Genomic DNA, 25,494 nt, shown 5'->3' with positions numbered 1-25,494 from the left:
TAAATAACAGGTTTAAGTCGGTTTCCGATCAATGGTAGAAGTTGAATAGGCAGCCGGGATGTCTGGCTACATTGGCTTTGGCGGACCGATTAACCGCCCCGTTACGCCAAACACCCCCAGTGCCCTGATCACCTCCAACTCTCCTTGGGTTTCTACTTGCTCCGCAATCAATGGCAAATCGATGCTGTTGGTCGTCCGGTAAACCGCCTCGATGAACAGCTGCTTGTCAGGCTGCACGTCGATGTTGCGAATGTAGGCCCCATCGATTTTCAGGTACGCCAAACCCAATTGGGTGAGGTTGCCGATCTGGCTGAAGCGCCCACCAAAGTGTTGCAGGCCGATTCGATAATCGGTGGACAGCAGGCTGTGGCTCAAACGCTGCAGTTCTTCGGGGGACGGCAACTGGCGCTCGTCGATTTCCAGGGTCAGCAGCGGCGCCAGTTCGGGCAGAGAGTCCAGCAGGTCGAGGATCGTTCGCCATTGCACCGGGGCGCGCAGGGTGCTGCCAGACAGGCTTAGTGCCAAGGGCCTGCGGTTGAGCACCAGATCGTCCAGCGTGGCTTCGAGCATCGCCAGGTCGAAGCGTGCCGACCAGCCGAGACGCTCGATCCATGGCAGGAAATGCCCGGCGGCAATCGCCTCGCCCTGCGGATCGAGCAGGCTTGCGAGCACTTTGTGATGCAGCACCTGGCGGGTGTCGGCGCATTGCACGACGGGCTGGAAGTACAGCTGCATTTTGCCTTCGGTCAAGGCATCGTCGATCCAGGTGCGCCAGTCGTGCTGGGAGTGATTCGGCGCGGTGTCACGATGGCTCAAATGCACCCAGGGTCGCTCGGGATGCTGCCGGGACTCGGTCAGTGCCTGGTCAAGGCGCAGGAGTACGTTGCTGATCGGCTCTCCGGGGCGGTAGGCGACAACGCCCAAGTGGGCGACGGGCATGCAATCGCTGGCGCCGGTCAGGCGCAGGTTCTCCAGGCTGACACTGACATCGGAGGCCAGACGCGCTGCACTTTGGGCGTCCAGACCCGGCGTCAGCAGACTGAATTCGCCGCCACGATTGCGTGCCGCCAGCCAGGTGCGACGCTCCGGCAACTGAGTCAGGCGCTTGAGCAATTCGCCCACGGCACTGATCAGCGCGTCAGCCCGTTGGCCACCCAGTCGCTGGTTGAGCCCGTTCAGGTCGTTGATTCGCAACATCAACAAATGGCCATCGCGGCTCTGTTCGCACACGCGTAAATGGTCGGCCAGTTGTTCGTCGAGCAGGCGCCGGTTGGCCAGGCCGGTGAGGCTGTCCAGATAGGATTCGGCCCGCAGTTTTTCGCTGCGTGCGGCTTCTTCGGCGAACAGCGCCTTGAGCTTCTCGACCATCTGGTTCATCGCCAGCACCACCCGTTTCAACTCCGGTGTGCGCGGCAGTTTCGGCAGGCTGAGAAACTCGCGTTTGCTGATGGCCTCAGCCTGTCGGACCATGCTGTCGAGTGGGCGCAATTGCAGGCGCAGCATCCATCCTCCAATCACCGCACTGAACAGCCCGCACAACAGCAACCAGATCAGGCTGCCGAGGGTGCTGTCCCAGAGCTTGGCCAGGGCAAATTGCGGATTGCTCAGCACTTCGACCCGTGCCAGTTGTTCCCAGCCGCGCATGATCAAGGCATCGCCACCTTCCGGGCGCAGGTCGACCAGATTGACGAACCAGTCAGGCGCACCGTCGATTTTCGCCGGTGCGCTGCGCTCCACCAGGGTTTGCTGATCCCTGAGCCTGATGACGCGGATGCTGCTGAAATAGCCGCTGTCGAAAATCGAGCTGACCCTCAGCTCCATCATGGCCGGGTCATCGACCTGTGCGGTCAGTGACAGCCCCAGCGCGATGGCTGCGTCTTGGGCGTGGGCACGCAGTTGACTGAGGGTTTGCTCGCGGGAGCTTTCCAGGCTGGCAAAAAAACTACCGCTGAACGCCACCAACAGGAACAGGCAGATGGCCAGGAACAGCTGTTTACGCAGTGTCATACATCGCTCCTTGCCATGGCGGTCAGCCGTCCCCTATGTCGAAGCCTTCGGCATTGAAGGCGTACACCGGTAGCAGGTCTTTGCGTTGGGACGCGGGGCGGATATCGCCGATCAGGTTGTCCAGTACCAGCGGGTCGGTCGTGGGGGTGCTGTAGAGCGTCAGCACCCTATGCGCCTGGTTCTGACTCAGGGCCTTGACGTAGGTGATGCGCAGTTTTTCGCTGGGAATGCCGAGTCGGCGCAGGCTGAAGTATTTCGCCAGGGCATAGTCTTCGCAGTCGGCGGCGCCCTTGATCAGGGTTTCGACGGGGGTGGCCCAATAATCGGTCTGTTGCCAGATGCGCGTGTCGTCCTGAAAGTTCAGCTGCTGATTGAAGAAGCGGTTCACCGCGTTGAGTTGCTCAGGTTCGGGCGCGCCGCGTGCGCTCTGCAGCATTTGACTCCAGGCTTCGATCCGGCCTCGCGCCGGTCCCGGCGGGCCGTAGCGTTGTTCAACGGTTTGCAGAATCTGTGAAAAATCCCAGTCGGCCCGGACCCCGTTGAATGCAGTCAGTAGCAGACCAGCCAGCAGCATCCAGCCGCCGAGCCGAAGTCGGAGCGCTGGCCATCCTGGACTACGCAGACTGCGGGCCATGTCTGGCTGCTCGAGTGTAGATGGGGGAAGTTTAGGTGGAGTTTTTGCGGGGGGAGGGCAGGTCGTCGGGTCGGTACTGGCACTGGCTCTCTTGCCACAACAGTCCCGGGGAACTTCAGGACTTGCGCAGGGTTTTCTGCTTGAGGATGTAGACGGTCACGAGTACCGCACTGGTCAGCATGAAGCCCCGTGCCCAGGGCAGCGGCACCAGAAAGCAGGAGAACAGGATGCTCGCCCACATCAGGCCAATGGCGTAGACCTTGCCCCTGAGCGGAATGCCGTTACCGTCGAGGTAATCGCGGATCCATGGGCCAAGCCGGGGATGCTCGACCAGCCATTGATAAAAGCGCGGTGAACTGCGGGCAAAGCAGGCGGCTGCCAGCAGCAGGAAAGGGGTGGTGGGCAATACCGGCAGGAAAATCCCGATCACCCCCAGCGCCACGCTCAGCCAGCCGATGGCCAGCAGCACGTAGCGCAACATCAGGGGGCGGTTGCCTATGGGGTTGTCCATAGGCCGGATCTTAGTGGTGACGTGGCTTGAGAATCGCCGGCTTTTCGTCTGGAGCGTTGCACAGCAGGTACAGCGCGGTCAGGGCTTCCGGGATCTGCACGATCATGTCGTCCATCAGGTTGGCATCGGCGGCAATGTCGGAGAACTCCGGTTGCTCGTCGAACAGGCCCGAACCGACCATGATCGGCAGCAGCATTTCGCTGACTTCGTCTTCGGCGGTTTCGAACCAGGCTTCTTCACGCAGGAACACACCTTCCATGAAACCGATGCACCAGCCGCGCAGTTCGGAATCATCCGGGTCGTCGCCCAGGTCGAGGTCGCACGGCAGCTCGAACTCTTCGTCGGAGGCCAGTTGGCGGGCGATGTGGGCCTTGAGGCCGATCAGCGTGGCTTCGATCTCTTCGCGCTGGGCTTCGCCGCTGTAGTGCGGCTCTTCGGCGAAGAGGGCATCGATCCATTCACGGTCCGGAACGACTTCGGAGCAGATCGACAGCGCAGTGAGGTAGCCGTGGGCGGCCACGTAGTCCAGCGCCTCGTCATGCAGTTCATCAGCATCGAGGAAGACTTGCAGGCGGGTTAGTTGCTCAGCGAAGGACATTAAAGGGCTACCTTGGGGAATGTTCGATGCGGGAATTCTAGGCCTTCTTGAGCACTTGGGCCAGCCGCACGGCATATTTGCTCCTGGCCTCTTCCCGTAGGAGCTGCCGAAGGCTGCGATCTTTTGACTTGGCTTTTAAAAAACCAGATCAAAAGATCGTCCGAACGCGGCCCGAGCCTTCGGCAGCTCCTACAGAGGATCATGTCCATTCCCTCTTATCGGCGGCACCCTTTGCCGGACGGGGCTCGGGTATACTCGCGCGTTTTGTGATGCCCTGCTGGCGTCACGGCTGAAATGTGAAGCGTCATGCAATGTGCACTTACGATTTGTCGGTGCAGCGTCGCGGGTTCTGAACCAGCCTTGCAGGGATGTTTCGGTGATTTTTGGAGTTTCTATGCTCGAACAGGCTCAACGCGTCCTCAAGGACATCTTCGGCTACGACAGTTTCCGTGGCCGCCAGGGTGAAATCATTGAGCGTGTGGCCAGTGGTGGCGATGCCCTGGTCCTGATGCCTACCGGTGGCGGCAAGTCCCTGTGCTTCCAGGTCCCGGCGCTGTTGCGCGAAGGCCTGGCGGTGGTGGTCTCGCCGCTGATCGCACTGATGGATGATCAGGTCGCCACCCTCGAAGAGCTGGGCGTGGCGGCCGCCGCGTTGAACTCCACCCTCAGCGCCGAGCAGCAGCGCGACCTGGCTGTGCGAATCCGCCGCGGTGAAGTGAAAATGCTCTATCTGGCGCCGGAACGTCTGGTCCAGCCGCGCATGCTGTCCTTCCTGCAGGGGCTGGACATCGCCCTGTTCGCCATCGACGAAGCCCACTGCGTGTCGCAATGGGGCCACGATTTCCGCCCGGAATACCTGCAATTGGGCCAGTTGGCGGAAATGTTCCCCGACGTGCCGCGCATCGCCCTGACCGCCACGGCCGACAAGCGCACCCGGGAAGAAATCGTCACCCGGTTGCACCTGCAAGACGCCGAGCGCTTCCTGTCGAGTTTCGACCGACCGAACATCTTTTATCGCATCGTGCCCAAGGAACAGCCACGCAAGCAGTTGCTGGCGTTCCTCGCCGAACGCCGCAGCGATGCCGGCATCGTGTATTGCCTGTCGCGCAAGAAGGTCGAGGAAGTCGCAGCATTCCTCAGCGAGCAAGGCTTCCCGGCGCTGCCATACCACGCCGGCCTGCCCAACGATATGCGCGCCTACCATCAGAAACGCTTCCTCAACGAGGAAGGCCTGATCATGGTCGCCACGGTGGCGTTCGGCATGGGCATCGACAAGCCCAACGTACGTTTTGTCGCGCATCTCGATTTGCCGAAATCCCTCGAAGCCTACTATCAGGAAACCGGTCGTGGCGGCCGTGACGGCCTGCCGGCGGATGCCTGGATGGCTTACGGCCTGCAAGACGTGGTGATGCTCAAGCAGATGCTGCAGAACTCCGAAGGCGACGAGCGCCACAAGCGCCTGGAGCAGCACAAGCTCGACGCCATGCTCTCGCTCTGCGAAGAAACCCGCTGCCGTCGGCAAACGCTGCTGGCCTACTTTGACGAAGACATGCCCGAGCCTTGCGGTCATTGCGACAACTGCGTCGACGGCGTGCAGACCTGGGATGCCACCGAGCCTGCGCGTCAGGCGCTGTCGGCGATCTACCGCACCGGTCAGCGCTACGGGGTCGGGCACCTGGTGGATGTACTGCTCGGCAAGGACAACGAAAAGGTCCGCAACTTCGGCCATCAGCATCTGTCGGTGTTTGGTGTCGGCAAGGCGAGGGCCGAAGGCGAGTGGCGCTCCCTGTTCCGCCAATTGGTGGCTCGCGGTCTGGCCGATGTTGACCATGAGGGCTATGGCGGTCTGCGTCTGAGTGACACGTGCCGGCCGCTACTCAAAGGTGAAGTGACTCTGGAGCTGCGCCGCGATCTCAAGGCGCAATCCGTGGCGAAAAGCAGCAAGAGCCAGGCGAGCCAACTGGTCCGCGGCGAGGAGCGCGAACAGTGGGAAGCCTTGCGCGCCTTGCGGCGCAAGCTCGCCGAAGAACATGGCGTGCCGCCGTACGTCATCTTCCCCGATTCGACTTTGCTGGAGATGCTGCGCAGCCAGCCGACCTCGCTGGCGGAAATGGCCACGGTCAGCGGCGTCGGCGCGCGCAAGCTGGAGCGCTACGGCGAGGCCTTCCTCGAAGTGCTCGGCGGCCAGGTCGAGGCGCCGAAAGTGGTGGCCGACGTGCGTCACGAACTGATCACTCTGGCGCGGGCCGGGATGACGCCGGTGCAGATCGCCGGTCAGTTGCAGTGCTCGGAAAAGAACGTCTACACCATGCTGGCCGAAGCGATTGGCAAGCAGCAGTTGTCGTTGGAACAGGCGCTGGATCTGCCTGAAGACCTGATGGGAGAAGTCCAGGACGCCTTCCTCGACGGCGAAGGTGAATTGCCAGCGGTTTCCGAGATCGCCGCGTTGTTCGCGGGCCGAGTGCCGGAAGGGGTCTTGTACTGCGTTCGTGCTGCCTTGCAGTCGGAGTTCGAGATTTGAGACATCCTGGTGCTGATTTAACGATTCACTACAGATCAAGCCTTGCCTCAAGTCGAGGCTCATGCTTAGCTGACTAATAATTAGTTTTTATTTATTTCAGTCTAATCATGAGTGTTTTATGCCGTTAACCGATCAACACCGCTTTGGCATGCAATTGGCCCAGATGTCCCGTGGCTGGCGTGCCGAACTGGACCGCCGTCTGGCGGGCATGGGCTTGTCCCAGGCGCGCTGGCTGGTGCTGCTGCACCTGGCGCGTTTCGATGAAGCACCGACCCAGCGTGAACTGGCACAAAGCGTCGGTGTCGAAGGCCCGACCCTGGCCCGTTTGCTCGACAGCCTGGAAAGCCAGGGCCTGGTGCAACGCCAAGCGGTGCTCGAAGACCGTCGGGCGAAGAAAATCGTGCTTTGCGCGCCGGCGCGTCCCCTGATCGAACAAATTGAAACCATTGCCACGCAACTGCGTCACGAACTGTTCGAAGGCGTCGATGAGGCGGATTTGAAGGTGTGCATGCGGGTTCACGGGCATATCCTGGGCAACCTTGAAAAATCTTGAGGCATAACCGAACGCCAGGCTTCTGAGAGACCGCATTGGGCAGACTATAAGAACTACTCGGCAATATCGTGTTCGTAACGGATGTACGAACGCGTACGGGTAATTTCTGTGAATCTCAAGGATGCTCATGCTCAAGTGCTGGCGATTGGTTTTACGCGGTGGTTCTCAGTGGTTGCTGGCCGGGGCCGCTGTCACTTATTCGGCATGGGCGCCTGCACTGGGCCTGGGTGAAATCACCCTGCATTCGGCGCTGAATCAACCGCTGCGTGCCGATATTGCACTGGTGGATGCGGCTGGCCTGGAAGAGAACGAGCTGTCGGTGAGTCTGGCAGCGGCAGACGAGTTCAGCCGTGCCGGGGTCGACCGGGTTTTTTTCCTCAATAACCTGAAGTTCACCCCGGTCCTGCGCGGTAATCGCAGCGTGATCCAGGTGACCTCCAGCAAACCGGTCAGTGAACCCTTCCTGAATTTCCTCGTGCAACTCGATCAACCCAACGGTCGGTTATTACGCGAGTACACGGTACTGATCGATCCGCCGGGTTCGCCAGGCGTTGTTCCCGCCGCCGATGAACCGGTTTTCAGTTCCCCGGCGTCCGCATTCCCCAGTGTTCAACCGGTCGTACCGCCGTCACCCGTGGCCAAGACGACGTCAGAAACGGACGTCCCCGTGGTTGATCCCGCAGTCGAACAACTGGCCGTCAGCGCCCTGCAAAACCACAGTTTGCAAACCACTGTCGATGAGCTCAACGAGAAGCTTCAAGGCCAGGATGAGCTGATCACCGGCCAGAAAAAACAGTTGGCCGAACTGCAAACCCAACTGGCGGAGCTCAAGAAGGTAAAGGCGCAACCCGTTGCTAGCGACGCGGTGACGCCAGCCCCCGCCGTTGCTGAAAGTCCCGGGATTGGCTGGCTGCCGATTGCCGGCGTGTCAGCGCTGATGGCGTTGCTGGCGCTGGGCTGGTTAGTTCGCCACCGACGCCAGCAGCATCAGGCCACAACTTCAGAGATGCTGTCGTCGCAGCATGAACCGTTGGCGGAGCTTTTTACCGAGCCTGTCACGTGGCCCACCGTCAGGCAACCAGTCGCGGTGCCAGCCAACGATGAGCTTGAGCGGGTCGATAGCCATCGCTCCATCGCGGGCGCAGCTGCCGTGGCGGTGGTTCCTGGTTTGGCGATATCCGGCGAATCCGCCGCTGACGATGAGTACCGGCTCAACCTGGAGGAGTTGTCCATGGTGTCGAGTTGGGACGTGATCAGCCCAAACGAGAACCAGCAGTCGGCTGCCCTGGCCATGATCGAGCCTGCGTTCGAATTGGAGGCGCAACCCGCTTCGCCGTCTCGGCAGCCTCCGGTCGGGCTATCATAGCGGCGTCGTCAAACTCTGGAGTTACGCCCCATCATGACCGTCAGCAAACCGGAAATCGTCATCACCTATTGCACGCAATGCCAGTGGCTGTTGCGTGCGGCCTGGCTGGCCCAGGAACTGCTCAGCACCTTTGGTGATGACCTGGGCAAAGTCTCCCTGGTGCCGGGCACCGGCGGGGTCTTTCATGTTTACTGTGACGCTGTGCAGATCTGGGAGCGCAAGGCGGACGGTGGCTTCCCTGAGGCCAAAGTGCTCAAGCAGCGGGTCCGCGACCAGATCGACCCGGACCGCGACCTGGGGCACAACGACCGCACTCAGTGAGACGCGGCCTCGGCTGTAACGGCTTTCTTGCTTGTGCCAGTTGAGAACCTGCTGGACACCACAATCGCCACAATGATCAGCGCGCCCCCCAGTAACATGCGCAGGGTCGGGTTTTCGTTGAACAGCAACCAGGCGACGGTGATGCCGTAGACCGGCTCCAGGGCGAACACCACGGCGGCGGTGCGTGCCTTGATCACCGCGAGGCTGGCGACGAACAGGCTGTGGGCGACACCGGTACAGAACACACCGAGCAGGCCGATCCACAGCCAGTCGATGGCACGCACTTCGCTCAATTGAGGCGCCGCCACCGGCAGCAGGCACAGGGCAACCACCACGTTCTGGCACAGCGCTGCCTGCACGGGCGGGACGCGCCCGGAGCTGGCACGGTTGGTCAGCGATAACAGGGCGAACAACAACCCGGAACCCACGGCCCACAGCAGACCGGTGGTGGCGCCGCTGGCCAGGTCAAAATCAGGCGTGACCAGCACCAGCCCGATACTCACCAGCAGCACCAGCACGATCTCATTGGCGTGAATGCGCTCGCGGAAGATCAGCCCTTCGAGGATCACGGTAAAGGCCGGGAAACTGGCGAAGCCGAGCGTCGCAATCGCCACGCCTGCGACTTTCACCGCAATGAAGAAACTCACCCAGTGCCCGGCCAGCAACAAGCCGCTGAGCAGCAATCGACGCCAGTCCACGGCCTCGAGTTTCTGCCAGCGCGTCTGGCTGGCGAACCGTGCAAAAAACGCCAGCGCAAGCACGGCAAAAGCGGCGCGGCCGAAAACGATGATCGCCGGTGATGCGGCAGCCAGTTTGCCGAACACGCCGGTCAGACCGAACATCAATGCGCCGATATGCAAGGCGCCAAGGGCGGTACGGGGAGTCATTGCAATCCTTAACAGTAAAATCATGTAGGAGCTGCCGAAGGCTCGGGCCGCGTTCGGACGATCTTTGATCTTGATCTTGAAAAACAACGTCAAGAGATCGTCCGAACGCGGCCCGAGCCTTCGGCAGCTCCTACATTGAACCGTGTGGCCCCGCTGTGTCTGTCGGCAGACTATCGTCCTTTGTCGCCAGCCTCGCGCCGCAGTTTCCCGGGCGATGCCCCGAACTCGCGCAACACCGCCGCCGCAAAGGCACTCTGGGAACTGTAGCCGACGCGGCTGGCAATCTCGCCGATGGGCAGCGCCGAGTTGCGCAGCAAGCCCACCGCGATGTGCAGGCGGCGGCTGCGGATGTAGTCCATCGGCGTCTGCCCGCACTCGGCCACGAACCGCGCATGCAAACGGGCACTGGAAAGGCCGGCCACCCGGGCCAGATCGGCCACTTGCAGCGGGTACGCCGCATACTGATCGATGTGTGCATTCAGCGCGGCATAGGGCAGGCGCCGACCGCCGACGGTGTCGGGCCTGGCGTTGTTGAGACTGGCCAGTAGCAGCACCGCGCCTTGTTGTGCAATCAGCGGATCATCGACCGGACTGTTCGCCAGCCAACTGACCAATTGGCTTTGCCCGGCATCCAGTGATAGTCGGCCGGCGTTGTCGAGCAAGCGCCGGCTGGACTCGGCGTGATCGCCCAACGACTGGGCAACCCATTGTTCGCCGGGCACATCCAGTACCAGGCAGCGGCTGCCATTGGGGCTGCCACACGCATGATGAGCGCCCGACGGTATCACCACGAAACTCTGTTGCACCACCTGACTACCACGGCCGTCAACCTCGAAATCCAGGGCGCCCGAAAGCCCGAACACCAATTGCGCGTGGTCGTGGCTGTGGACGATCAGGTCATGGCTGTATTGGCGAAGCGTGAGGATCGGTCTCATCGCAGGTCTCCCGGTTCAGGGCGTCAGTCTACACCGAGCGGGCCTGCAAGCGCTGTCACAGGACTGACTTGACGCTGTCATGGACGATTAACCGGGCCGGGGCAGACTTGGCAAAACTTGCCAGAGGGTTGCCCATGACCAGCGCCGAGCTCGCCAAACCCACCCGTAAGCAACGCGTACGGACTTTATGGATTTCCGACGTGCATTTGGGCACCCGGGATTGCCAGGCTGAACACCTGTCGCAGTTTCTCAAGAGCTACCACGCGGACAGAATCTACCTGGTCGGCGACATCATCGACGGCTGGAAGCTGCGCGGCGGCATGTACTGGCCGCAAGCGCATACCAACGTGATCCGTCGCCTGTTGACCATGAGCAAGCGTGGCACTGAGGTGATCTACGTCACCGGTAATCATGACGAATTCCTGCGCCGCTATTCGAAGCTGATTCTGGGCAATATCCAGTTGGTGGACGAAGCCGTGCACGTCACCGCCGACGGCCGGCATCTGCTGGTGATCCATGGCGACCAGTTCGATGTGATCACCCGTTACCATCGCTGGCTGGCCTTTCTCGGTGACTCGGCCTACGAATTCACCCTGACCCTCAACCGCTGGCTCAATCATTGGCGCGCGCGATATGGCTACGGCTACTGGTCGCTGTCGGCCTACCTCAAGCACAAGGTGAAAACCGCGGTCAGCTTTATCAGCGACTTCGAGGAAGCCATCGCCCATGAATGCGTCAAGCGCGAGCTGCACGGCGTGGTGTGCGGGCACATTCACCATGCCGAGATTCGCAAGGTCGGCGAGGTGGACTACCTCAATTGCGGCGACTGGGTGGAGTCGTGCACGGCGCTGATCGAGCATTGGGATGGTTCGATCGAGCTGTACCGGTTGGCGGATGCCCAGGCGCGCGAGGCGCAGTTGAAGGCGGCCAGGGTCACCGAGCTGGCTTGATGATCACTGTGCCTGTGCGGGCCTCATCGCGAGCAGGCTCGCTCCTACAGTAGATCTGTAGTGAACACATATTCTGTGGACGCCGCAAAACCTGTGGGAGCGAGCCTGCTCGCGAAGCGGTCCCGCTGGATCTGTCAGACCGGCGCGTGCTCTTCCATCGCCGCCTTGTAGATCGAACTCCTGGGGTGCGCAAACAAGCGCTCCATCATCGGTTCGAAAAAGCTCAACGGCAGCGTGTCGTACGCCGGGTCAAACGCCGCCGCATCGTACCTGGCACAGAACTCGACGGTCGCCTGGTACTGCGGATGGTCCTGGAATTGCTCACGCAGATGCCTATCCATACCCAGGTGATGGAAGAAGTAGTAGCCCTGGAAAATCCCGTGCTTTTCCACCATCCACAGGTTCTCGGCGCTGACGAATGGCTTGAGGATCGCCACCGCGATGTCCGGGTGGTTGTAGGAGCCCAGGGTGTCGCCGATGTCATGGAGCAGGGCACAGACCACGTACTCCTCGTCGCGACCATCGCGCCAGGCGCGGGTGGCGGTTTGCAGGGAGTGGCTCAGGCGATCCACCGGGAACCCGCCGAAATCACCCTCCAGTAACTTCAGGTGCGCCACAATCCGTGCAGGCAATTGTCTTGCGTAGGCACTGAAGTCCGCGGCAATGATCGCCCAGTCTTCCTGCGTGCCGTCCTTCATGTGGGTGAAGCGGGCATTGGCATTCATAGGCAACTCTCTGGTGACGGATGTCAGCTAGAACGGAACGCGCCCCATAAGCATGTCCCGGTACATGACAAAATCGCCGAGCAGGCTATAGAAGGGGTGTTGGAACGTTGCCGGGCGGTTCTTCTCGAAGAAGAAATGCCCGACCCAGGCAAAGCTGTAACCTGCCAGCGGCAGGGTCCACAACAGCATCCATGCTCCGCGACCAATGGTCAGCGACAGAATCAAGATAACCAGCGTCGTGCCGATAAAGTGTAAACGGCGACAGGTGCTGTTGCTGTGCTCGCTGAGGTAGTAAGGGTAGAACTCAGCGAAGCTGTTGAAGCGTTTGACGTTTTCCACGACAGCGATCTCTGTGGTTATTGTTCTTGCTGCAAGTTGTTCTGCGGGTAGCTTATTTGAGTCTAGAGTGATCAATGGCATCAGCCAGTGACAATAGGCGCCACTTTAGTATCCTTCGGTCAATAGCCGTCGCATGCGGCTCACCAAGTTAGAAAACGCCATGAGCGAACGAACGACTTCTGCAAGCTGGGCGATGGGGATTGTCAAAGCGCTGGAGATGGACGGCCTGGATTGCCGGGTTCTGTTCACACAGCTGGGGCTCGACTACGCGGCACTGGATGATCCGGATGCACGCTTCCCGCAAGACTCCATGACGCGGCTGTGGCAACGCGCGGTCGAGCTGTCCAGCAACCCGGCCATCGGCCTGAACATGGGCAAGGTGGTGCGACCGGCGCAGTTTCATGTGACCGGTTACGCCTTGATGTCCAGTCAGACCCTGGCCGAAGGCTTTCAGCGTCTGGTGCGCTATCAGCGGATCATCGCCGAAAGTGCCGACCTGAGTTTCAAGCTGCTGGAAGAAGACTACGCGTTGATTCTGACGGTACATGGCGACCATCTGCCGCCAACCCGGCAAAGCGCCGAAGCTTCACTGGCCTGTGCCTTGGCGCTGTGCGGGTGGTTGACCGGGCGTACGTTGCATCCACGCAAAGTGTTGTTGCAAGGCGCCGAGCCGGTCAACCTTGAACCCTATAGACAAGCCTTTCATGCACCGCTGCTGTTCAACGCGCCTTACGATGCGCTGATTTTCGAACGCGCGGACATGGAAGCGCCCCTGCCGACGGCCAACGAGGCCATGGCCTTGCTGCATGACCGCTTTGCCGGCGAGTACCTGACGCGCTTTTCCGAAAGCCGCGTGACCCACCAGGCGCGGCAGGTGTTGTGTCGCCTGTTGCCACAGGGCGAGCCCAAGCGCGACACCGTGGCGCAGACGCTGCATTTGTCCCAGCGCACCTTGCAACGGCGTTTGCAGGAAGAGGGCACGAGTTTTCAGGTGCTGCTGGACGATACCCGGCGTGAACTGGCCGAGCAGTACCTGGCGCAACCGACCATGACCTTGCTGGAAATCGCCTACTTGCTGGGGTTCGCCGATCCGAGCAACTTCTTCCGTGCTTTCCGCCGCTGGTTCGATGCCACTCCCGGCGAGTACCGGATGCGGCTGATGCAAATATCTGAAGCGGTCAATGACGCCAAAATGCCGGAATACACAGCACAAACACCGTAATGATCTCCAGTCGGCCCAGCAGCATGCCAAACGACAGAATCCACTTGGCGGCATCCGGCAGGGTGGCGAAGTTGCCCGCCGGGCCGATGGTTTCGCCGAGCCCCGGGCCGACACCGGACACGGTGCTGGCCGCACCGGTCAGGGCGGTCATCCAGTCCACGCCGAGCAGCGACAGCAGCAGCGCAATCACACAGATGGTGATTGCGAAGAAAAACGAAAAGGTCAGGATCGAGCGCACGATTTCTTCGTCGAGGCGGTGACCGTTGTACTTCTGCTTGATCACCGCTCGCGGGTGGATCAGTTGGTTAAGGTTGGCCTTGAGCAGGATATAGGCCACCTGGAAGCGGAAAATCTTGATACCGCCCGCGGTCGAGCCGGAGCAACCGCCGACAAACCCCAGATAGAAGAACAGCATCAGCGAGAAATTGCCCCACAAGCTGTAGTCCCCCAGTGCGAAACCGGTCGTCGTCACCACCGACGTCACGTTCAGCGCCACATGCCGCAGTGCTTCCAGCCAATGCAGCTTGGTGGTCCACCAGTACCAGGTACCGAGCACCAGCCAGGTCACCAGCAGCATGCCGAGCAGGCCTTGAACCTGTTCATCCTTGATCAGCGCCCGGCGGTTACCACGCAACATGGCGACATACAGGGTGAACGGCAGGGCACCGAGAATCATGATGACGATCGCGACCCAATGCACCGCAGGCTCCGGCCACTTGGCCAAAGACTGGTCGGAGGTGGAGAAGCCGCCGGTGGAAATCGCCGACATCGCATGGTTGATCGCATCGAACAGGCTCATCCCGGCCCACCAGAACGCCAGGCTGCCGACAATGGTAATGCCGACGTACGCCGCCACGATCAGGCGCGCCACCATGTGCGAGCGGGGCATGACTTTTTCCGAGCGGTCCGACGATTCGGTTTGGAACAGCCGCATGCCACCGATGCGCAACAGCGGCAGGATCGCCACCGCCATGCCGATAAAGCCGATGCCGCCGAGCCAGTGCAGCAACGAGCGCCACATCAGGATGCCGGGGGACATGGTGTCCAGGCCGCTGAGCACGGTCGAGCCGGTGGCGGTGATGCCGGACATGCTTTCGAAGAAGGAGTCGGTGTAGCTGATGTGCTGGGTCAGCAGGAATGGCAGCGCGGCGAAGATGCACACCACCAGCCAGCTGCTGACGGTCAGCAGGTACATGTCCCGGGGGCGCAGGTGAATGTGCTCGGGGCGCCCCGGAATCACCAGCGCCAATCCGGCGACAAAGGTGATCATGCTGGCCCAGAGGAACGACGGCAGATCGCTGGTACGGTCGAAAATGACCAGCGTGGCCATGGGTACGACCATGGAGATCGCCAGCGTTATCAGGAAGATGCCGATGATGAAACCAATGATCCGTAAGGTCGGCAACGCCATGAGGTCCGCTCGGCTGATAGTGGAAAGGGCGCCATTCTACCCGCGAGGCAGGGCATGTAAACCGGCACTGCTGCGGCAGTTACCGCTAGAATAGCCGCACAAATTTTTCAGGAGGTGGCCGATGCAGGCTCTCGACGCTTTGCTCAACCGTGTTTCCGTTCCACGACTGATTGACCCAGCGCCCACTGCCGAGCAGCGCGAAGTGCTGTTCGGCGCCGCCATGCGCGCCCCGGATCACGGTCACTTGCAGCCGTGGCGCTTCCTGACGGTGGAAGGCGCGGCGCGCGAGCAATTGGGCGAGTTGCTGGCCGAAGCGGCGAAGCTTTCGGACAGCGAAGTCAGCGAAGCAGCCATCGACAAGGCACGCAATGGTCCGCTGCGGGCACCGCTGGTGGTAGTGGTGATTGCGCGGTTGCAGGATCACGTCAAGTATCCGAAGTCCGAGCAGTTGCTGGCGGCGGGCTGTGCGGCCCACGGGATTTTGCTGGCAGCGTATGCGCAGGGCATCGGTGCGGTGTGGCGTACCGGTGACCTGGCTTATTCGCCCCATGTGGCCAAGGGGTTGGGCTTGGCGGAGGGGGAAGAGGTGATTGCTTTCCTGTATCTGGGGTTATGCATACACCTGTAGGAGCTGTCGAGTGCAACGAGGCTGCGATCTTTTTACATCATCACTACTTTAAGGTTATACGACAGCCCCCGGCACCAACGGCAATTCCAGGCTGGCAATGAACCCGCCCTCCGGGTGATTGGCCAGCACCAGGCTGCCACCATGGCGCTCCGCCGCGCGGCGGGCGATGGCCAGGCCCAGGCCATGTCCGGCCGCGGTCTGCCCCGGTGCCCGATAGAACGGCTCACCGAGCTGGTTCAAATATTCGGCACTGACACCCGGCCCGTGATCGCGCACGGTCACGACGATCCGCTCACCCTGACGCAGCGCCTGCATTTCGATCGGCAGGCCACCCACCGGATTGAAGCGCTGGGCGTTGCGCAGCAAGTTGTCGACGGCCCGTTCGATCATGGTCGGCCAGCCCTTCAGATTCAGTTGCGACTCGGCTTCAAGGTGGACGAGCTGCTCGGGTGAACCGAGTTGTGCATCCTTTTGCAGGGTATTGAGCAAGGCGTTCAGATCCACCTCTTCCGCACCGGCGTTATCGGAGTCGACCCGCGCCAGAACCAGGATTTCGCTGATCAGCGCCTCCAGTCGGTCGCACTCGCGGGTCAGGCGCGGCCAGAGCTGTTCCCGTTCTTGCGGAGTGGCCCGTTCGGCCAGCGCCAGCGCGATGCGCAGGCGGGCGAGGGGCGAACGCAGTTCATGGGATACATCCCGCAGCAGTTGCCGCTGACTGCCAATCAGGCTTTGCAGGCGTGCGCCCATGCGGTTGAAATCGTTGGCAAGGACGCCGAACTCGTCACGACGGTTGGCCAGCTTGACCAGACTGTTCTGTTGATACGTGGTTTGTCCCAGGTCATGCACCGCTCCGCGCAGACGACTGAGCGGGCGAGTGATGGAAAAGGTCACCAGCAGGCTGAACAGGGTCAGTACCACCAAGGCGATTCCCAGCGCACTCAGCGGCCAGAGCAGGCTTTCACGATGCCAGGCGTCCAGTTCCGGGTGCGGAATGCGGTAGATGAACAGGAAGGTGTCACCGGTTTTTTCGCTGGTGAACTCATCGGTCAGACGCCGCCATGGCAGGCGCCGGTCCTCGTTGTTCTGGCGCGCCTCAAAGGCCGCCGCACGTTTCGGGAAAGTGCCGCGCACCACCGGATCGCCGCTTTCGTTAAGTACCTGAACGTCGATGTGATACTGGCGTTTGCGTTGCTGGAGAATGTCCTGGGCGGCATCTTCGCCCTGACTTTCGTAGGTTTGCGTCCACTGTTCGGCCAGTGTGTTGAGGCCCGGGTGGCGGCTGAGAATCCAGGCGTCCTGGTTGAGCATGTGCCCGAGCAGGATGGAAAGCCCGGCAACCAGAGCGATGGCCAGCCAGAAGCTGGCCAGGATACGCCAGAACAATGAACGCACGGAAAATCCTCAAGCAAGCGCAAAATTCTATGTAGGAGCGAGCTTGCTCGCGATGGACGTCAACGATAACGCGCGGCATCAGGCAGCACGTGTTGTCTATTCGTTTTTCGCGAGCAAGCTCGCTCCTACAGTAAAAGCAGCAGACCCAACGGTGTTTAGCCGTTGGGTCCGGGGTTTAGCGCATTATTGCGCTTTTTGCGGTTGTTGCGCTTTCCAGGCTTTGAACTCGGCCCACTCGGCGCGGCGTTCGGCCTGTTTTTTCTGGATCTCGTCGAATTTCTTCTGTTGATCCGGCTTCAGCAAGGCGCGCACGTCCGCTTCGGCTTTCTTGTGGTTAGCGGCCATCTCGTCTTTCATGGCTTTCTGGTCGGCTGGCGAGAGCTTCTCCAGGTACTTCTCGACCAGTTGCTTACGCTCGTGCATCTGCTCGCCCATGATCTTGCGGATCTGCTCGCGCTGTTCGCGGCTCAGGTCCAGTTCACTGTACGGGCCTTTGCCGTGCATGCCGTGCATCTGACCGCCGTGGCGCGAACCGTCCATCGACCCATCCATCGGGCCGGTGCCTTCAGGCATGGCCATGGCAACGGTCGGCAGGGCAGCAGCGAACATCAGAGCGATAAGAGTCTTGCGCATGGTGTATCTCCTTGTCTCGTTCCCGGTACGTTCCGGATGAGTACAGATTACGCAGATCAAGGTCAGCGGCGGTCAGCGGAGGGTAAAGCTTGGGTAAAGACGATTTCCCGCCGACCTGACAAATGCAAATCCCTGTAGGAGCTGGCTTGCCAGCGAAGGGGCCCTTCAGCCATGCATCGCCAATGAAGACGCCTTCGCTGCGATGCGGCGACCCGACAAGCCAGCGCCTACGGATCGCCGTTAGAGGCTGTAGTAGTAGCCGCGGCTGCGCAGGGCGACGATGCGCGGACGACCGTCGGGGTGTGGGCCGATTTTTTTGCGCAGGTTGCTGACGTGCATGTCCAGGCTGCGGTCGTACAGGGTCAGCTTGCGTCCGAGAGCGATCTGCGCCAGTTCCTGTTTGTCCAGGGGCTCGCCGGGTTGCTTGAGCAGGGCTTCCAGCAGGCGGCTTTCGGAAACAGTGAGGGTGAACTCTTGCTCGTCGATGCTGACCACGCCGCGCACCGGGCTGAAACAAAGGTCGCCCAGCTCCATCTGGCTGGACACCGCTGCCGGATGGCTACGACGCAGGACCGCGCGCAGGCGGGCAGTCAGTTCCCGTGGGTCGCAGGGTTTGGCCAGGTAATCGTCGGCGCCGAGTTCCAGGCCGAGGATACGGTCCAGGGGCTCGCCACGGGCCGAGAGCATCAGCACCGGCAGATCCGGGTGATCGCTGCGCAACTGCTTGAGCAGTTCCAGGCCGCTGCCATCGGGCAACATCACATCCAGCACCACGGCCGCCGGGGCGGTTTCGGCCAGTGCACGGCGTGCGCTCTGGCCATCGTGACAGGCACGTACCTGAAACCCTTCCTGGCTCAGCCAGCTGCTCAGGAGCTCACACAGCTCCTGGTCATCATCAATAAGTAACAGCTCGCTCATGACTCACTCAATTTAGCCATTGTCGACGTTTTCGACTTGCTCCACTGGCGAAGATACCGCAGAGCAGAGCCAATAGCGCTACCCCGGCGCCAATGACAAACCATTGTTGCTGGTCGGTCAGCAGGCGCGGCAGTGGACTGCTGGCTTGGGCTTCCTTGAGTTGCAGCTTCAAGCGCTGGTTCTCCTGGCGCAACCGGGCCAGCAGCGGGCTTTCGCGTTCGCCATCGGCAGTTTGCAATTGTTTGCTCAGTTCTTCCCGTTGCCGTTCGCTTTCTTTCAAGCGTTGCTGCAACTCGGTGATCTGGCTGCCGGCGCTCAAGGAAAGCGGCGTTGAATTACCGCCCTCGACACTTTCTTCACCGTGGGCAGGCGCCCCGATCGACAACGTGACCAACATCAGACACAACGGACCCTTGCGCATCGCGACTCCTGATTCCAATACGAGTATTGGGCAAGTTGTCGGCCGGCAAGCGAGAATAATGAGCGATTGAGAACGCGATGTACCGACAAGGTTCATCGCGTGGGGCAATTGCGAGAAGAAAGTTACGGCAGGACTTGCTTGAACGGCTTGACCAGAACGTTGGCGTAGACGCCTGCGGCGATGTACGGATCAGCGTCGGCCCAGGCCTGGGCGGCGCTCAGGGAATCGAATTCGGCGACGATCAGGCTGCCAGTGAAACCCGCCGCGCCCGGATCATTGCTGTCGACGGCCGGGTGTGGGCCGGCCAATACGATGCGACCTTCGCCCTTGAGCACTTGCAGGCGATCGAGGTGCGCAGGCCGTGCGGCCAGGCGGGCTTCCAGGGAGTTGGCGACGTCTGTGGCAATGATTGCGTAAAGCATGTCAGTCCTCGGTTTTTGGCGTTGTGGTGTCGGCATCGTGCAGATGGCGGGACAGGTAGATGCCCTGGCCGACCAGGAACAGCAAAGTCATGCCCAGGCTGCCGAAGACCTTGAAGTCGACCCAGTAGCTCTGGAAAGTGAACGCGACAAACAGGTTGGCGGCACCGCAAAACAGGAAGAAGACGATCCAGGCGATGTTCAGGCGCGTCCAGACCGGCTCCGGCAGGGTCAGCGCGTGGCCCATGATGCGTTTGATCAGCAGGCTGTCACCGACGAAGTGGCTGCCGATGAACGCCAGGGCGAACAGCCAGTTGACCACCGGGGCTTTCCACTTCAGGAACGTCTCGCTGTGGAACGCCAGGGTCAGGCTGCCGAAGACCAGGCAGGCGATCAGGGTCAGCCACTGGCTCTTCTCCAGCTTGCGCTGCTTGATGAACAGCGTGCCGTAGACCACCAGGGAACTGACGATCAGCATCGCCGTGGCGCTGTAAATACCGCCTACAGTGAGCTCATGACCGGCGATGTCGACGACCCGTGGATCGATCTTGAAGACGATGAAAAACAGCAGGAGCGGGATGAAATCGATGAATTGTTTCACAGTGGCAGCCAGAAGCAGGATGTGGCGGCATAATAACAAACATATGGGCGCGCGATAGCGCCAGCTGATTTGAGGTTACAAAGCCCTGTGAATGTTGATTTGCACTGCCATAGCACGGCCTCCGATGGCGCCCTGGCGCCTGCGGTTCTGGTGGCGCGGGCGTTCGAGAAAGGCGTGCGAGTCCTGGCCCTGACCGATCACGACACCCTTGAAGGCCTTGACGAGGCCCGCCACGCGGCCACCGCGCTGGGAATGCAACTGGTCAACGGCGTCGAATTGTCCTGCACCTGGGGCGGCGCGACCATTCATGTCCTGGGCTACGGTTTTGACGTGAACGCCGCGCCGTTGGTCGAGGCCATCGCCAGATTGCATGATGGCCGCTGGCTACGCTCCGAGGAAATCAGCCGCAAACTGGCGCTCAAAGGCATGCCGGGGGCGCTGGAGGGCGCCCGCAAGATCCAGCAGGAGCTGGGCGACAGCGGCAATGCGCCGGCCCGCCCGCATTTCGCCGACTGGATGGTGCGTGAGGGTTTCGTCAAGGACCGCGCCGAGGCGTTCCGCAAATGGCTGGGCGCCGGCAAGCTGGGCGACGTCAAGCAACACTGGCCGACCCTGGAAGAAACCGTCGAAACCCTGCGCGCAGCCAAAGCCTGGGTCAGCCTGGCACACCCTTGGCACTACGAATTCACCCGAAGCAAGCGTCGTCGCCTGATTGCCGACTATATTCAAGCAGGGGGCCACGCCATCGAAGTGGTCAATGGTTACCAGCCTGCCGAGCAAGTGGGCAGCCTGGCCATTCTGGCCCGCGAATTCGGTCTGCTGGTCAGCGCCGGCAGTGATTTTCATGGCCCTGGAGGGTGGTCGGAGATCGGTGAATACCGGCCACTCCCGGAGGATCTGCCACCACTATGGTGTCGATTCAAACATGACCCAGTTATTGCCGCCGTCTGAACAGGTAGAGAATGTGAGTCAATTTTTCCAGATTCATCCGGAAAACCCGCAAGCGCGCCTGATCAAACAGGCAGTCGAGATCATCCGCAAGGGCGGGGTGGTGATTTATCCCACGGACTCTTCCTACGCCATTGGTTGCCAGATCGGCGACAAGGTGGCCGTGGAGCGCGTTCGGCGCCTGCGACAGCTGGATGAAAAACACAACTTCGCGCTGATCTGCAGCGACCTGTCGCAACTGGGCCTGTTCGCCAAGATCGACACCGGCACATTCCGTATTCTCAAGGCCCATCTGCCGGGACCGTATACCTTCATTCTCAACGCCACCCGCGAAGTACCGCGGCTGTTGTTGCACCCGAAGAAACGTACGATCGGCCTGCGTGTGCCGAGCCACCCGATTGCCCTGGCGCTGCTGGCTGAACTGGGCGAACCGTTGATGAGCGTGACCCTGATCATGCCTGGCGATGAAGATCCGTTGAGCGACCCACACGAAATGCGCCAACTGCTCGAACACCAGGTTGATCTGATCATCGACGGCGGTTTCGGCGGGATCAAGGCGTCCACCGTGATCAGCCTCGCCGACGGCGAGCCGGAAGTCATTCGCGTTGGTTGCGGCGACCCTGCGCCGTTCATGGTCGAGGCCTAGATGTCCGCAGTAGAACCCGTCGACAGTCAGGCCGGAGCCCAGCAGGAACTGCCCTTTGCCATGGTCTATGGCCAGGCGGTCATGGAAATGCCGCTGGACCTGTACATCCCGCCGGATGCCCTTGAGGTCTTCCTCGAAGCCTTCGAAGGGCCCCTCGACCTGCTGCTGTACCTGATCCGCAAACAGAACATCAACATCCTCGACATCCCGGTGGCGGAAATCACTCGCCAGTACATGGGCTACGTCGAGTTGATGCAGTCGGTGCGCCTGGAGCTGGCCGCCGAGTACTTGGTGATGGCTGCGATGCTGGCCGAAATCAAGTCGCGGATGTTGCTGCCGCGGGCAGAAACCATCGAAGACGAAGAGGAAGACCCGCGCGCCGAACTGATCCGCCGCTTGCAGGAATATGAACGCTTCAAGGCTGCCGCCGAAGGCATCGATGGCCTGAGCCGCGTCGGTCGTGATGTGGTGGTGCCCAGGCTTGACGCCCCAGAGGCCCGGGCGCGCAAGCTGCTACCAGACGTGCGTCTGTCCGAGTTGCTGCTGTCGATGGCCGAGGTGTTGCGCCGTGGCGACATGTTCGAAAGCCATCAGGTCAGCCGCGAGGCGCTGTCGACCCGCGAACGCATGAGCGATGTGCTGGAACGGCTCAAGGGCGGCGGTTTCGTGCCGTTCGTCGAGCTGTTCACCGCTGAAGAAGGGCGCCTGGGGGTGGTGGTGACCTTTATGGCGATCCTTGAATTGGTCAAGGAATCCCTGGTCGAGCTGGTGCAGAATGAGCCATTTGCCGCGATCCACGTGCGAGCGCGAGCCGAATAACGAGTCGAAACATGAACCTGACTGAACCCCGTGATCTGGCACCCTTGCTCGAAGCCTTTCTGTTGGCTTCGGGAAAACCGCAATCTCTGGAAAGCCTGTTCGAACTCTTCGAAGAAGGCGAGCGCCCGGAGCCGCCGGTGTTCAAGAAGGCCCTGACGATTCTGGCCAAGTCGTGCGATGGCCGCGCGTTTGAACTGAAGGAAGTGGCCTCGGGTTATCGCCTGCAAATTCGCGAGAAATTTGCGCCTTGGGTCGGGCGTCTGTGGGAAGAGCGCCCGCAGCGTTACTCCCGTGCCATGTTGGAAACCATGGCCCTGATCGCCTATCGCCAGCCGATTACCCGTGGCGAAATCGAAGACGTGCGGGGCGTGGCGGTCAACAGCAACATCGTCAAGACGCTGATGGAGCGCGAGTGGATCCGCATCGTCGGCTACCGCGACGTGCCCGGCAAACCGGCGATGTTCGCCACCACCAAGGCGTTCCTCGATCACTTCAACCTGAAAAACCTCGACGACCTGCCGCCGCTGGCGGAACTGCGCGAGCTGGAACCGGATCCGGTGCTCGATTTCGATGACGCGCCCGTACCTGCCGGTCTGCAAGAGTTGGCCGACGCCAGCGCCGAGCCGGAAGAGCCCAAGGAAGAAACCAGTTTCCACACGCTGTTGCTGGAACTGGACAGCATGGAGGAGGGGCTCAAGACCGACTTCGACGACTTGCTGCGTGATGGGGCGTCGCCTGAGTTCGATTCGGAACAGTCGGTTATCGAGCCAGAAATCGAAGCGGCACAGCCTGAGCCTGAGCCGGAAATTGAACCGGAGCAAGAAGACGACATCCTCGGCGTTGCCGAAGCCCGGGAAAAACTCCTGGCCGCCGTTGCCGCCCTCGAACAGCCGAAGCCCGAGCCCGAACTGTCGGACGAAGAGGCCGAAGCCCAGGCATTGGCCGAAGCCATCGAAGCCGAACGTCGCCAGTTCGAAGACTAACCACAAATTTTCGGGCACTGAATAACCTGTAGGAGCGGCGGTGCGGCGATCCGACTTGCCCGCGAAGAGGGAGTGTCAGTCGACATCTTTATTGGCTGGCCCACCGCTTTCGCGGGCAAGTCGGATCGCCGCACCGCCGCTCCTACAGGGTTATGTGTTCGCCGGAAAGCGGCGGACCGGTCAGCGGAAAAACAAATAACCTTGCATCGATCAGCTAGTCTCTGATGCGCAAACGCCCTCATGCGCGTATGATTCGCGACCCTTCGGCGATCCCTTCGCCCAAGTACCCAGTTTTCAGACCACACCGGGAGGTGCCCAGATGAGTATCAAAGACCAGCAAGACGACCAGCCAATCGGCCCAGCAGGCGAAAAACTGCAGAAAGTCCTCGCCCGTATCGGCGTCGGCTCGCGCCGTGACGTGGAAGCCTGGATCAGCCACGGCCGCATCAAGGTCAACGGCAAAGACGCCACCCTTGGCCAGCGCGTCGACATGCATGACGCCATCACCATCGATGGCAAGGTGATCAAGCGCGAAGAGGCCGCCGAATCGGTGCGCCGCGTGATCATGTACAACAAGCCCGACGGCGAGATCTGCACCCGTGTCGATCCGGAAGGCCGTCCGACCGTGTTCGACAAGATGCCGCGCCCTAAAGAGGGTCGCTGGATCAACATCGGTCGTCTGGACATCAACACCACCGGTCTGCTGATGTTCACCACTGACGGTGAACTGGCCAACCGTCTGATGCACCCGTCCTACGAGATGGACCGCGAGTACGCCGTGCGTGTACGCGGTGAAGTCGACGACGAGATGATCGAGCGTCTGAAGGCTGGCGTTGTCCTTGAAGATGGCCCGGCCAAGTTCACCGACATCAAGCAGGCGCCAGGCGGTGAAGGTTTCAACCACTGGTACCACTGCGTGGTGATGGAAGGTCGTAACCGTGAAGTGCGTCGCCTGTGGGAATCCCAGGGCCTGGTGGTCAGCCGTCTGAAGCGCGTGCGTTTCGGCCCGGTGTTCCTCAACTCCGACCTGCCGATGGGCCGCTGGCGTGAAATGAGCCAGTACGAAGTCGACATTCTGAGTGCCGAGGTCGGCCTGACACCGGTCGCGATGCCGCAGATGAACGCCAAGAGCAAGGACAAGCTTGACCGGATGCAGCGCAAATCCTCGCGTCCGATGGCCAAGACCGAGCGCGTGCGTACCCTGCGTCCGGCCGCTGGCGCAGCCGCCGCACCTGCCGCGCCACGTGCCAGCCGCGAGCCGCAGATCGAAGGCGAGCGTCCAGGGCGCAAGCCTGCTGCGCGTCAGGACGGCGAGCGCAGCGAGCGCGGTCCACGCACGCCACGTCCGGCCAACGGCCGTACAGAGCGTGGCGAAGGTCGTGGTACGCCGGTAGCCGATCGTCCGGCCGACACCAAGCGCCCGGCCAAGCCTGCACCGAAGCGTCCGGGGATCAAGCTGGTCGACGGCGACACGCCGTCGGGCAAGCGCCGTGGCGCACCGGCCGGTTCCGGCCAGCGTCCGGGCTTTGGGCGTCGCAAGCCGGAATAATCGGCTGAGCGCTTCATAAAAAACGCCAATCCTTCGGGTTGGCGTTTTTTTTGGCCTGGCTTTATGTCTGTGTCGTTTTTGAGGCCGCCTTCGCGGGCAAGCCCGCTCCCACAGAGGTTGTGGTTGTTCACAAAGTTGCGTGTGCACCTTCATACCCTGTGGGAGCGGGCTTGCCCGCGAAAGCGCCAGTCGCCGTACCGGGATGTCCGAAGTGGAAAGCCAGAATTACATGCTGTAAAGAAATCATGACGAAATCAACAGATTAACCCCATGAAATCGCCCCTCCTCGAATGTTGTAAGAAAATTCTTACGCGTCATTACCTTGCATCCTTCTCTCAACGCTCTAGCCCGCTTGTTTCATCGCGCCATGCAGGGTGTTATGCGCGCCATGCCTGTCGTGCAGGTGCATAACAAAAAGGAGGCGCAATGAACGCCGTATACCATCTCCATCTCTCTGCGAGAGGCGGTTTTCCTGCCTTTCCCGTCGATGATCCGCAAGGATCTGACCCATTTTTTGCAGCCGCCCGAGCTCCTCGGGGCGGACACAGGCAATCCCG

26 protein-coding genes and 1 pseudogene are annotated in these 25,494 nt (G+C 61.1%); 12 read left to right on the top strand and 15 right to left on the bottom strand.

The window, feature by feature from the left end:
- Nucleotides 1-66 precede the first annotated feature (66 nt).
- The 4 genes and pseudogenes from AC1DWG_RS22880 to AC1DWG_RS22865 all read right to left on the bottom strand — a co-directional run bounded on the left by AC1DWG_RS22880 (nucleotide 67) and on the right by AC1DWG_RS22865 (nucleotide 3,750).
- Complete coding sequence (locus tag AC1DWG_RS22880) at nucleotides 67-2,007, bottom strand: EAL domain-containing protein (protein WP_477788386.1); 1,941 nt, start codon at nucleotides 2,005-2,007, stop codon at nucleotides 67-69.
- Nucleotides 2,008-2,050: 43 nt separating this feature from the next.
- Nucleotides 2,051-2,641, bottom strand: a pseudogene (locus AC1DWG_RS22875) (transglutaminase-like cysteine peptidase); the annotation flags it as partial.
- A 115-nt stretch (nucleotides 2,642-2,756) separates the two neighbouring features.
- Complete coding sequence (locus AC1DWG_RS22870; RefSeq protein WP_477762555.1) at nucleotides 2,757-3,152, bottom strand: YbaN family protein; 396 nt, start codon at nucleotides 3,150-3,152, stop codon at nucleotides 2,757-2,759.
- A 10-nt stretch (nucleotides 3,153-3,162) separates the two neighbouring features.
- A complete protein-coding gene (locus AC1DWG_RS22865) occupies nucleotides 3,163-3,750 on the bottom strand; it encodes a UPF0149 family protein (RefSeq protein ID WP_007975277.1) in 588 nt (195 codons plus the stop codon).
- Between the two features lie 394 nt (nucleotides 3,751-4,144).
- Here AC1DWG_RS22865 and recQ point away from each other — a divergent pair, with 394 nt between their 5' ends.
- The 4 genes from recQ (at nucleotide 4,145) to AC1DWG_RS22845 (ending at nucleotide 8,511) form a co-directional block, all read left to right on the top strand.
- Nucleotides 4,145-6,271, top strand: a complete 2,127-nt coding sequence (gene recQ / locus AC1DWG_RS22860) for a DNA helicase RecQ (protein WP_477762554.1) — start codon at nucleotides 4,145-4,147, stop codon at nucleotides 6,269-6,271.
- A 118-nt stretch (nucleotides 6,272-6,389) separates the two neighbouring features.
- The gene (locus AC1DWG_RS22855; RefSeq protein WP_150724407.1) at nucleotides 6,390-6,824 is read left to right on the top strand and encodes a MarR family transcriptional regulator; all 435 of its coding nucleotides are present in this window, start codon (nucleotides 6,390-6,392) and stop codon (nucleotides 6,822-6,824) included.
- A 127-nt stretch (nucleotides 6,825-6,951) separates the two neighbouring features.
- Nucleotides 6,952-8,190, top strand: coding sequence for a type IV pilus assembly protein FimV (locus AC1DWG_RS22850; RefSeq protein ID WP_477762553.1), 1,239 nt, complete (start codon nucleotides 6,952-6,954; stop codon nucleotides 8,188-8,190).
- Nucleotides 8,191-8,223: 33 nt separating this feature from the next.
- Nucleotides 8,224-8,511, top strand: a complete 288-nt coding sequence (locus tag AC1DWG_RS22845) for an Rdx family protein (RefSeq protein ID WP_477754478.1) — start codon at nucleotides 8,224-8,226, stop codon at nucleotides 8,509-8,511.
- Here AC1DWG_RS22845 and AC1DWG_RS22840 read toward each other — a convergent pair.
- Nucleotides 8,505-9,398, bottom strand: a complete 894-nt coding sequence (locus AC1DWG_RS22840; protein ID WP_477762552.1) for a DMT family transporter — start codon at nucleotides 9,396-9,398, stop codon at nucleotides 8,505-8,507. The genes AC1DWG_RS22845 and AC1DWG_RS22840 overlap by 7 nt on opposite strands.
- 170 nt (nucleotides 9,399-9,568) lie before the next feature.
- The gene (locus AC1DWG_RS22835; protein ID WP_477754476.1) at nucleotides 9,569-10,333 is read right to left on the bottom strand and encodes an AraC family transcriptional regulator; all 765 of its coding nucleotides are present in this window, start codon (nucleotides 10,331-10,333) and stop codon (nucleotides 9,569-9,571) included.
- Nucleotides 10,334-10,467: 134 nt separating this feature from the next.
- On the opposite strand from AC1DWG_RS22835, the gene AC1DWG_RS22830 reads away from it, so the two are divergent.
- Entirely contained in the window at nucleotides 10,468-11,283 is an 816-nt protein-coding gene (locus AC1DWG_RS22830) for a UDP-2,3-diacylglucosamine diphosphatase (protein WP_477754475.1), read from the top strand.
- Nucleotides 11,284-11,417: 134 nt separating this feature from the next.
- Here AC1DWG_RS22830 and AC1DWG_RS22825 read toward each other — a convergent pair whose 3' ends face one another.
- Nucleotides 11,418-12,008, bottom strand: coding sequence for an HD domain-containing protein (locus AC1DWG_RS22825; protein ID WP_477762551.1), 591 nt, complete (start codon nucleotides 12,006-12,008; stop codon nucleotides 11,418-11,420).
- Nucleotides 12,009-12,035: 27 nt separating this feature from the next.
- On the bottom strand, nucleotides 12,036-12,347 hold the full coding sequence (locus tag AC1DWG_RS22820) for an Mpo1-like protein (protein ID WP_477754473.1): 312 nt from the start codon (nucleotides 12,345-12,347) through the stop codon (nucleotides 12,036-12,038).
- A 160-nt stretch (nucleotides 12,348-12,507) separates the two neighbouring features.
- Between AC1DWG_RS22820 and AC1DWG_RS22815 the strand changes: the two genes are divergently transcribed.
- The gene (locus tag AC1DWG_RS22815) at nucleotides 12,508-13,569 is read left to right on the top strand and encodes an AraC family transcriptional regulator (RefSeq protein WP_477788385.1); all 1,062 of its coding nucleotides are present in this window, start codon (nucleotides 12,508-12,510) and stop codon (nucleotides 13,567-13,569) included.
- Here the strand turns inward: AC1DWG_RS22815 and AC1DWG_RS22810 are convergent.
- Nucleotides 13,526-14,980: a TrkH family potassium uptake protein gene (locus tag AC1DWG_RS22810; protein ID WP_477788384.1), complete on the bottom strand. Its 1,455-nt coding sequence runs from the start codon at nucleotides 14,978-14,980 to the stop codon at nucleotides 13,526-13,528. The two genes, AC1DWG_RS22815 and AC1DWG_RS22810, sit on opposite strands and share 44 nt — an antisense overlap.
- Nucleotides 14,981-15,101: 121 nt before the next feature.
- Here AC1DWG_RS22810 and AC1DWG_RS22805 point away from each other — a divergent pair, with 121 nt between their 5' ends.
- Complete coding sequence (locus tag AC1DWG_RS22805; RefSeq protein WP_477788383.1) at nucleotides 15,102-15,608, top strand: nitroreductase family protein; 507 nt, start codon at nucleotides 15,102-15,104, stop codon at nucleotides 15,606-15,608.
- Nucleotides 15,609-15,662: 54 nt separating this feature from the next.
- On the opposite strand, the gene AC1DWG_RS22800 is transcribed toward AC1DWG_RS22805, so the two are convergent.
- From AC1DWG_RS22800 to AC1DWG_RS22775, 6 genes are all read right to left on the bottom strand, one after another.
- A complete protein-coding gene (locus AC1DWG_RS22800) occupies nucleotides 15,663-17,000 on the bottom strand; it encodes a sensor histidine kinase (protein ID WP_477754469.1) in 1,338 nt (445 codons plus the stop codon).
- A gap of 183 nt (nucleotides 17,001-17,183) precedes the next feature.
- Nucleotides 17,184-17,633, bottom strand: coding sequence for a Spy/CpxP family protein refolding chaperone (locus AC1DWG_RS22795; RefSeq protein ID WP_477754468.1), 450 nt, complete (start codon nucleotides 17,631-17,633; stop codon nucleotides 17,184-17,186).
- 240 nt (nucleotides 17,634-17,873) lie between these two features.
- Nucleotides 17,874-18,551, bottom strand: a complete 678-nt coding sequence (locus AC1DWG_RS22790) for a response regulator transcription factor (RefSeq protein WP_007984138.1) — start codon at nucleotides 18,549-18,551, stop codon at nucleotides 17,874-17,876.
- A gap of 7 nt (nucleotides 18,552-18,558) precedes the next feature.
- A complete protein-coding gene (locus tag AC1DWG_RS22785; RefSeq protein WP_477762548.1) occupies nucleotides 18,559-18,972 on the bottom strand; it encodes an SH3 domain-containing protein in 414 nt (137 codons plus the stop codon).
- Between the two features lie 122 nt (nucleotides 18,973-19,094).
- The gene (locus AC1DWG_RS22780; protein ID WP_477752379.1) at nucleotides 19,095-19,394 is read right to left on the bottom strand and encodes a YciI family protein; all 300 of its coding nucleotides are present in this window, start codon (nucleotides 19,392-19,394) and stop codon (nucleotides 19,095-19,097) included.
- 1 nt (nucleotide 19,395) lies between these two features.
- On the bottom strand, nucleotides 19,396-19,992 hold the full coding sequence (locus AC1DWG_RS22775; RefSeq protein WP_477752380.1) for a septation protein A: 597 nt from the start codon (nucleotides 19,990-19,992) through the stop codon (nucleotides 19,396-19,398).
- An 87-nt stretch (nucleotides 19,993-20,079) separates the two neighbouring features.
- Here AC1DWG_RS22775 and AC1DWG_RS22770 point away from each other — a divergent pair, with 87 nt between their 5' ends.
- The 5 genes from AC1DWG_RS22770 to rluB all read left to right on the top strand — a co-directional run bounded on the left by AC1DWG_RS22770 (nucleotide 20,080) and on the right by rluB (nucleotide 24,937).
- Nucleotides 20,080-20,943 carry a PHP domain-containing protein gene (locus tag AC1DWG_RS22770; RefSeq protein ID WP_218432616.1) on the top strand — a complete coding sequence of 288 codons (864 nt, stop codon included), beginning with the start codon at nucleotides 20,080-20,082 and terminating at the stop codon, nucleotides 20,941-20,943.
- Nucleotides 20,944-20,956: 13 nt separating this feature from the next.
- Nucleotides 20,957-21,586: an L-threonylcarbamoyladenylate synthase gene (locus AC1DWG_RS22765; RefSeq protein WP_032829738.1), complete on the top strand. Its 630-nt coding sequence runs from the start codon at nucleotides 20,957-20,959 to the stop codon at nucleotides 21,584-21,586.
- 60 nt (nucleotides 21,587-21,646) lie between these two features.
- Entirely contained in the window at nucleotides 21,647-22,405 is a 759-nt protein-coding gene (locus tag AC1DWG_RS22760) for a segregation and condensation protein A (RefSeq protein WP_477762612.1), read from the top strand.
- 11 nt (nucleotides 22,406-22,416) lie between these two features.
- Nucleotides 22,417-23,388, top strand: coding sequence for an SMC-Scp complex subunit ScpB (scpB, locus tag AC1DWG_RS22755; RefSeq protein WP_477762547.1), 972 nt, complete (start codon nucleotides 22,417-22,419; stop codon nucleotides 23,386-23,388).
- A gap of 319 nt (nucleotides 23,389-23,707) precedes the next feature.
- Nucleotides 23,708-24,937, top strand: coding sequence for a 23S rRNA pseudouridine(2605) synthase RluB (gene rluB, locus AC1DWG_RS22750; protein ID WP_477762546.1), 1,230 nt, complete (start codon nucleotides 23,708-23,710; stop codon nucleotides 24,935-24,937).
- Nucleotides 24,938-25,494: the final 557 nt, after the last annotated feature.

This window comes from Pseudomonas sp. P4_B3, assembly GCF_056402295.1.
This window is presented reverse-complemented; position numbering and strand designations above follow the sequence as displayed.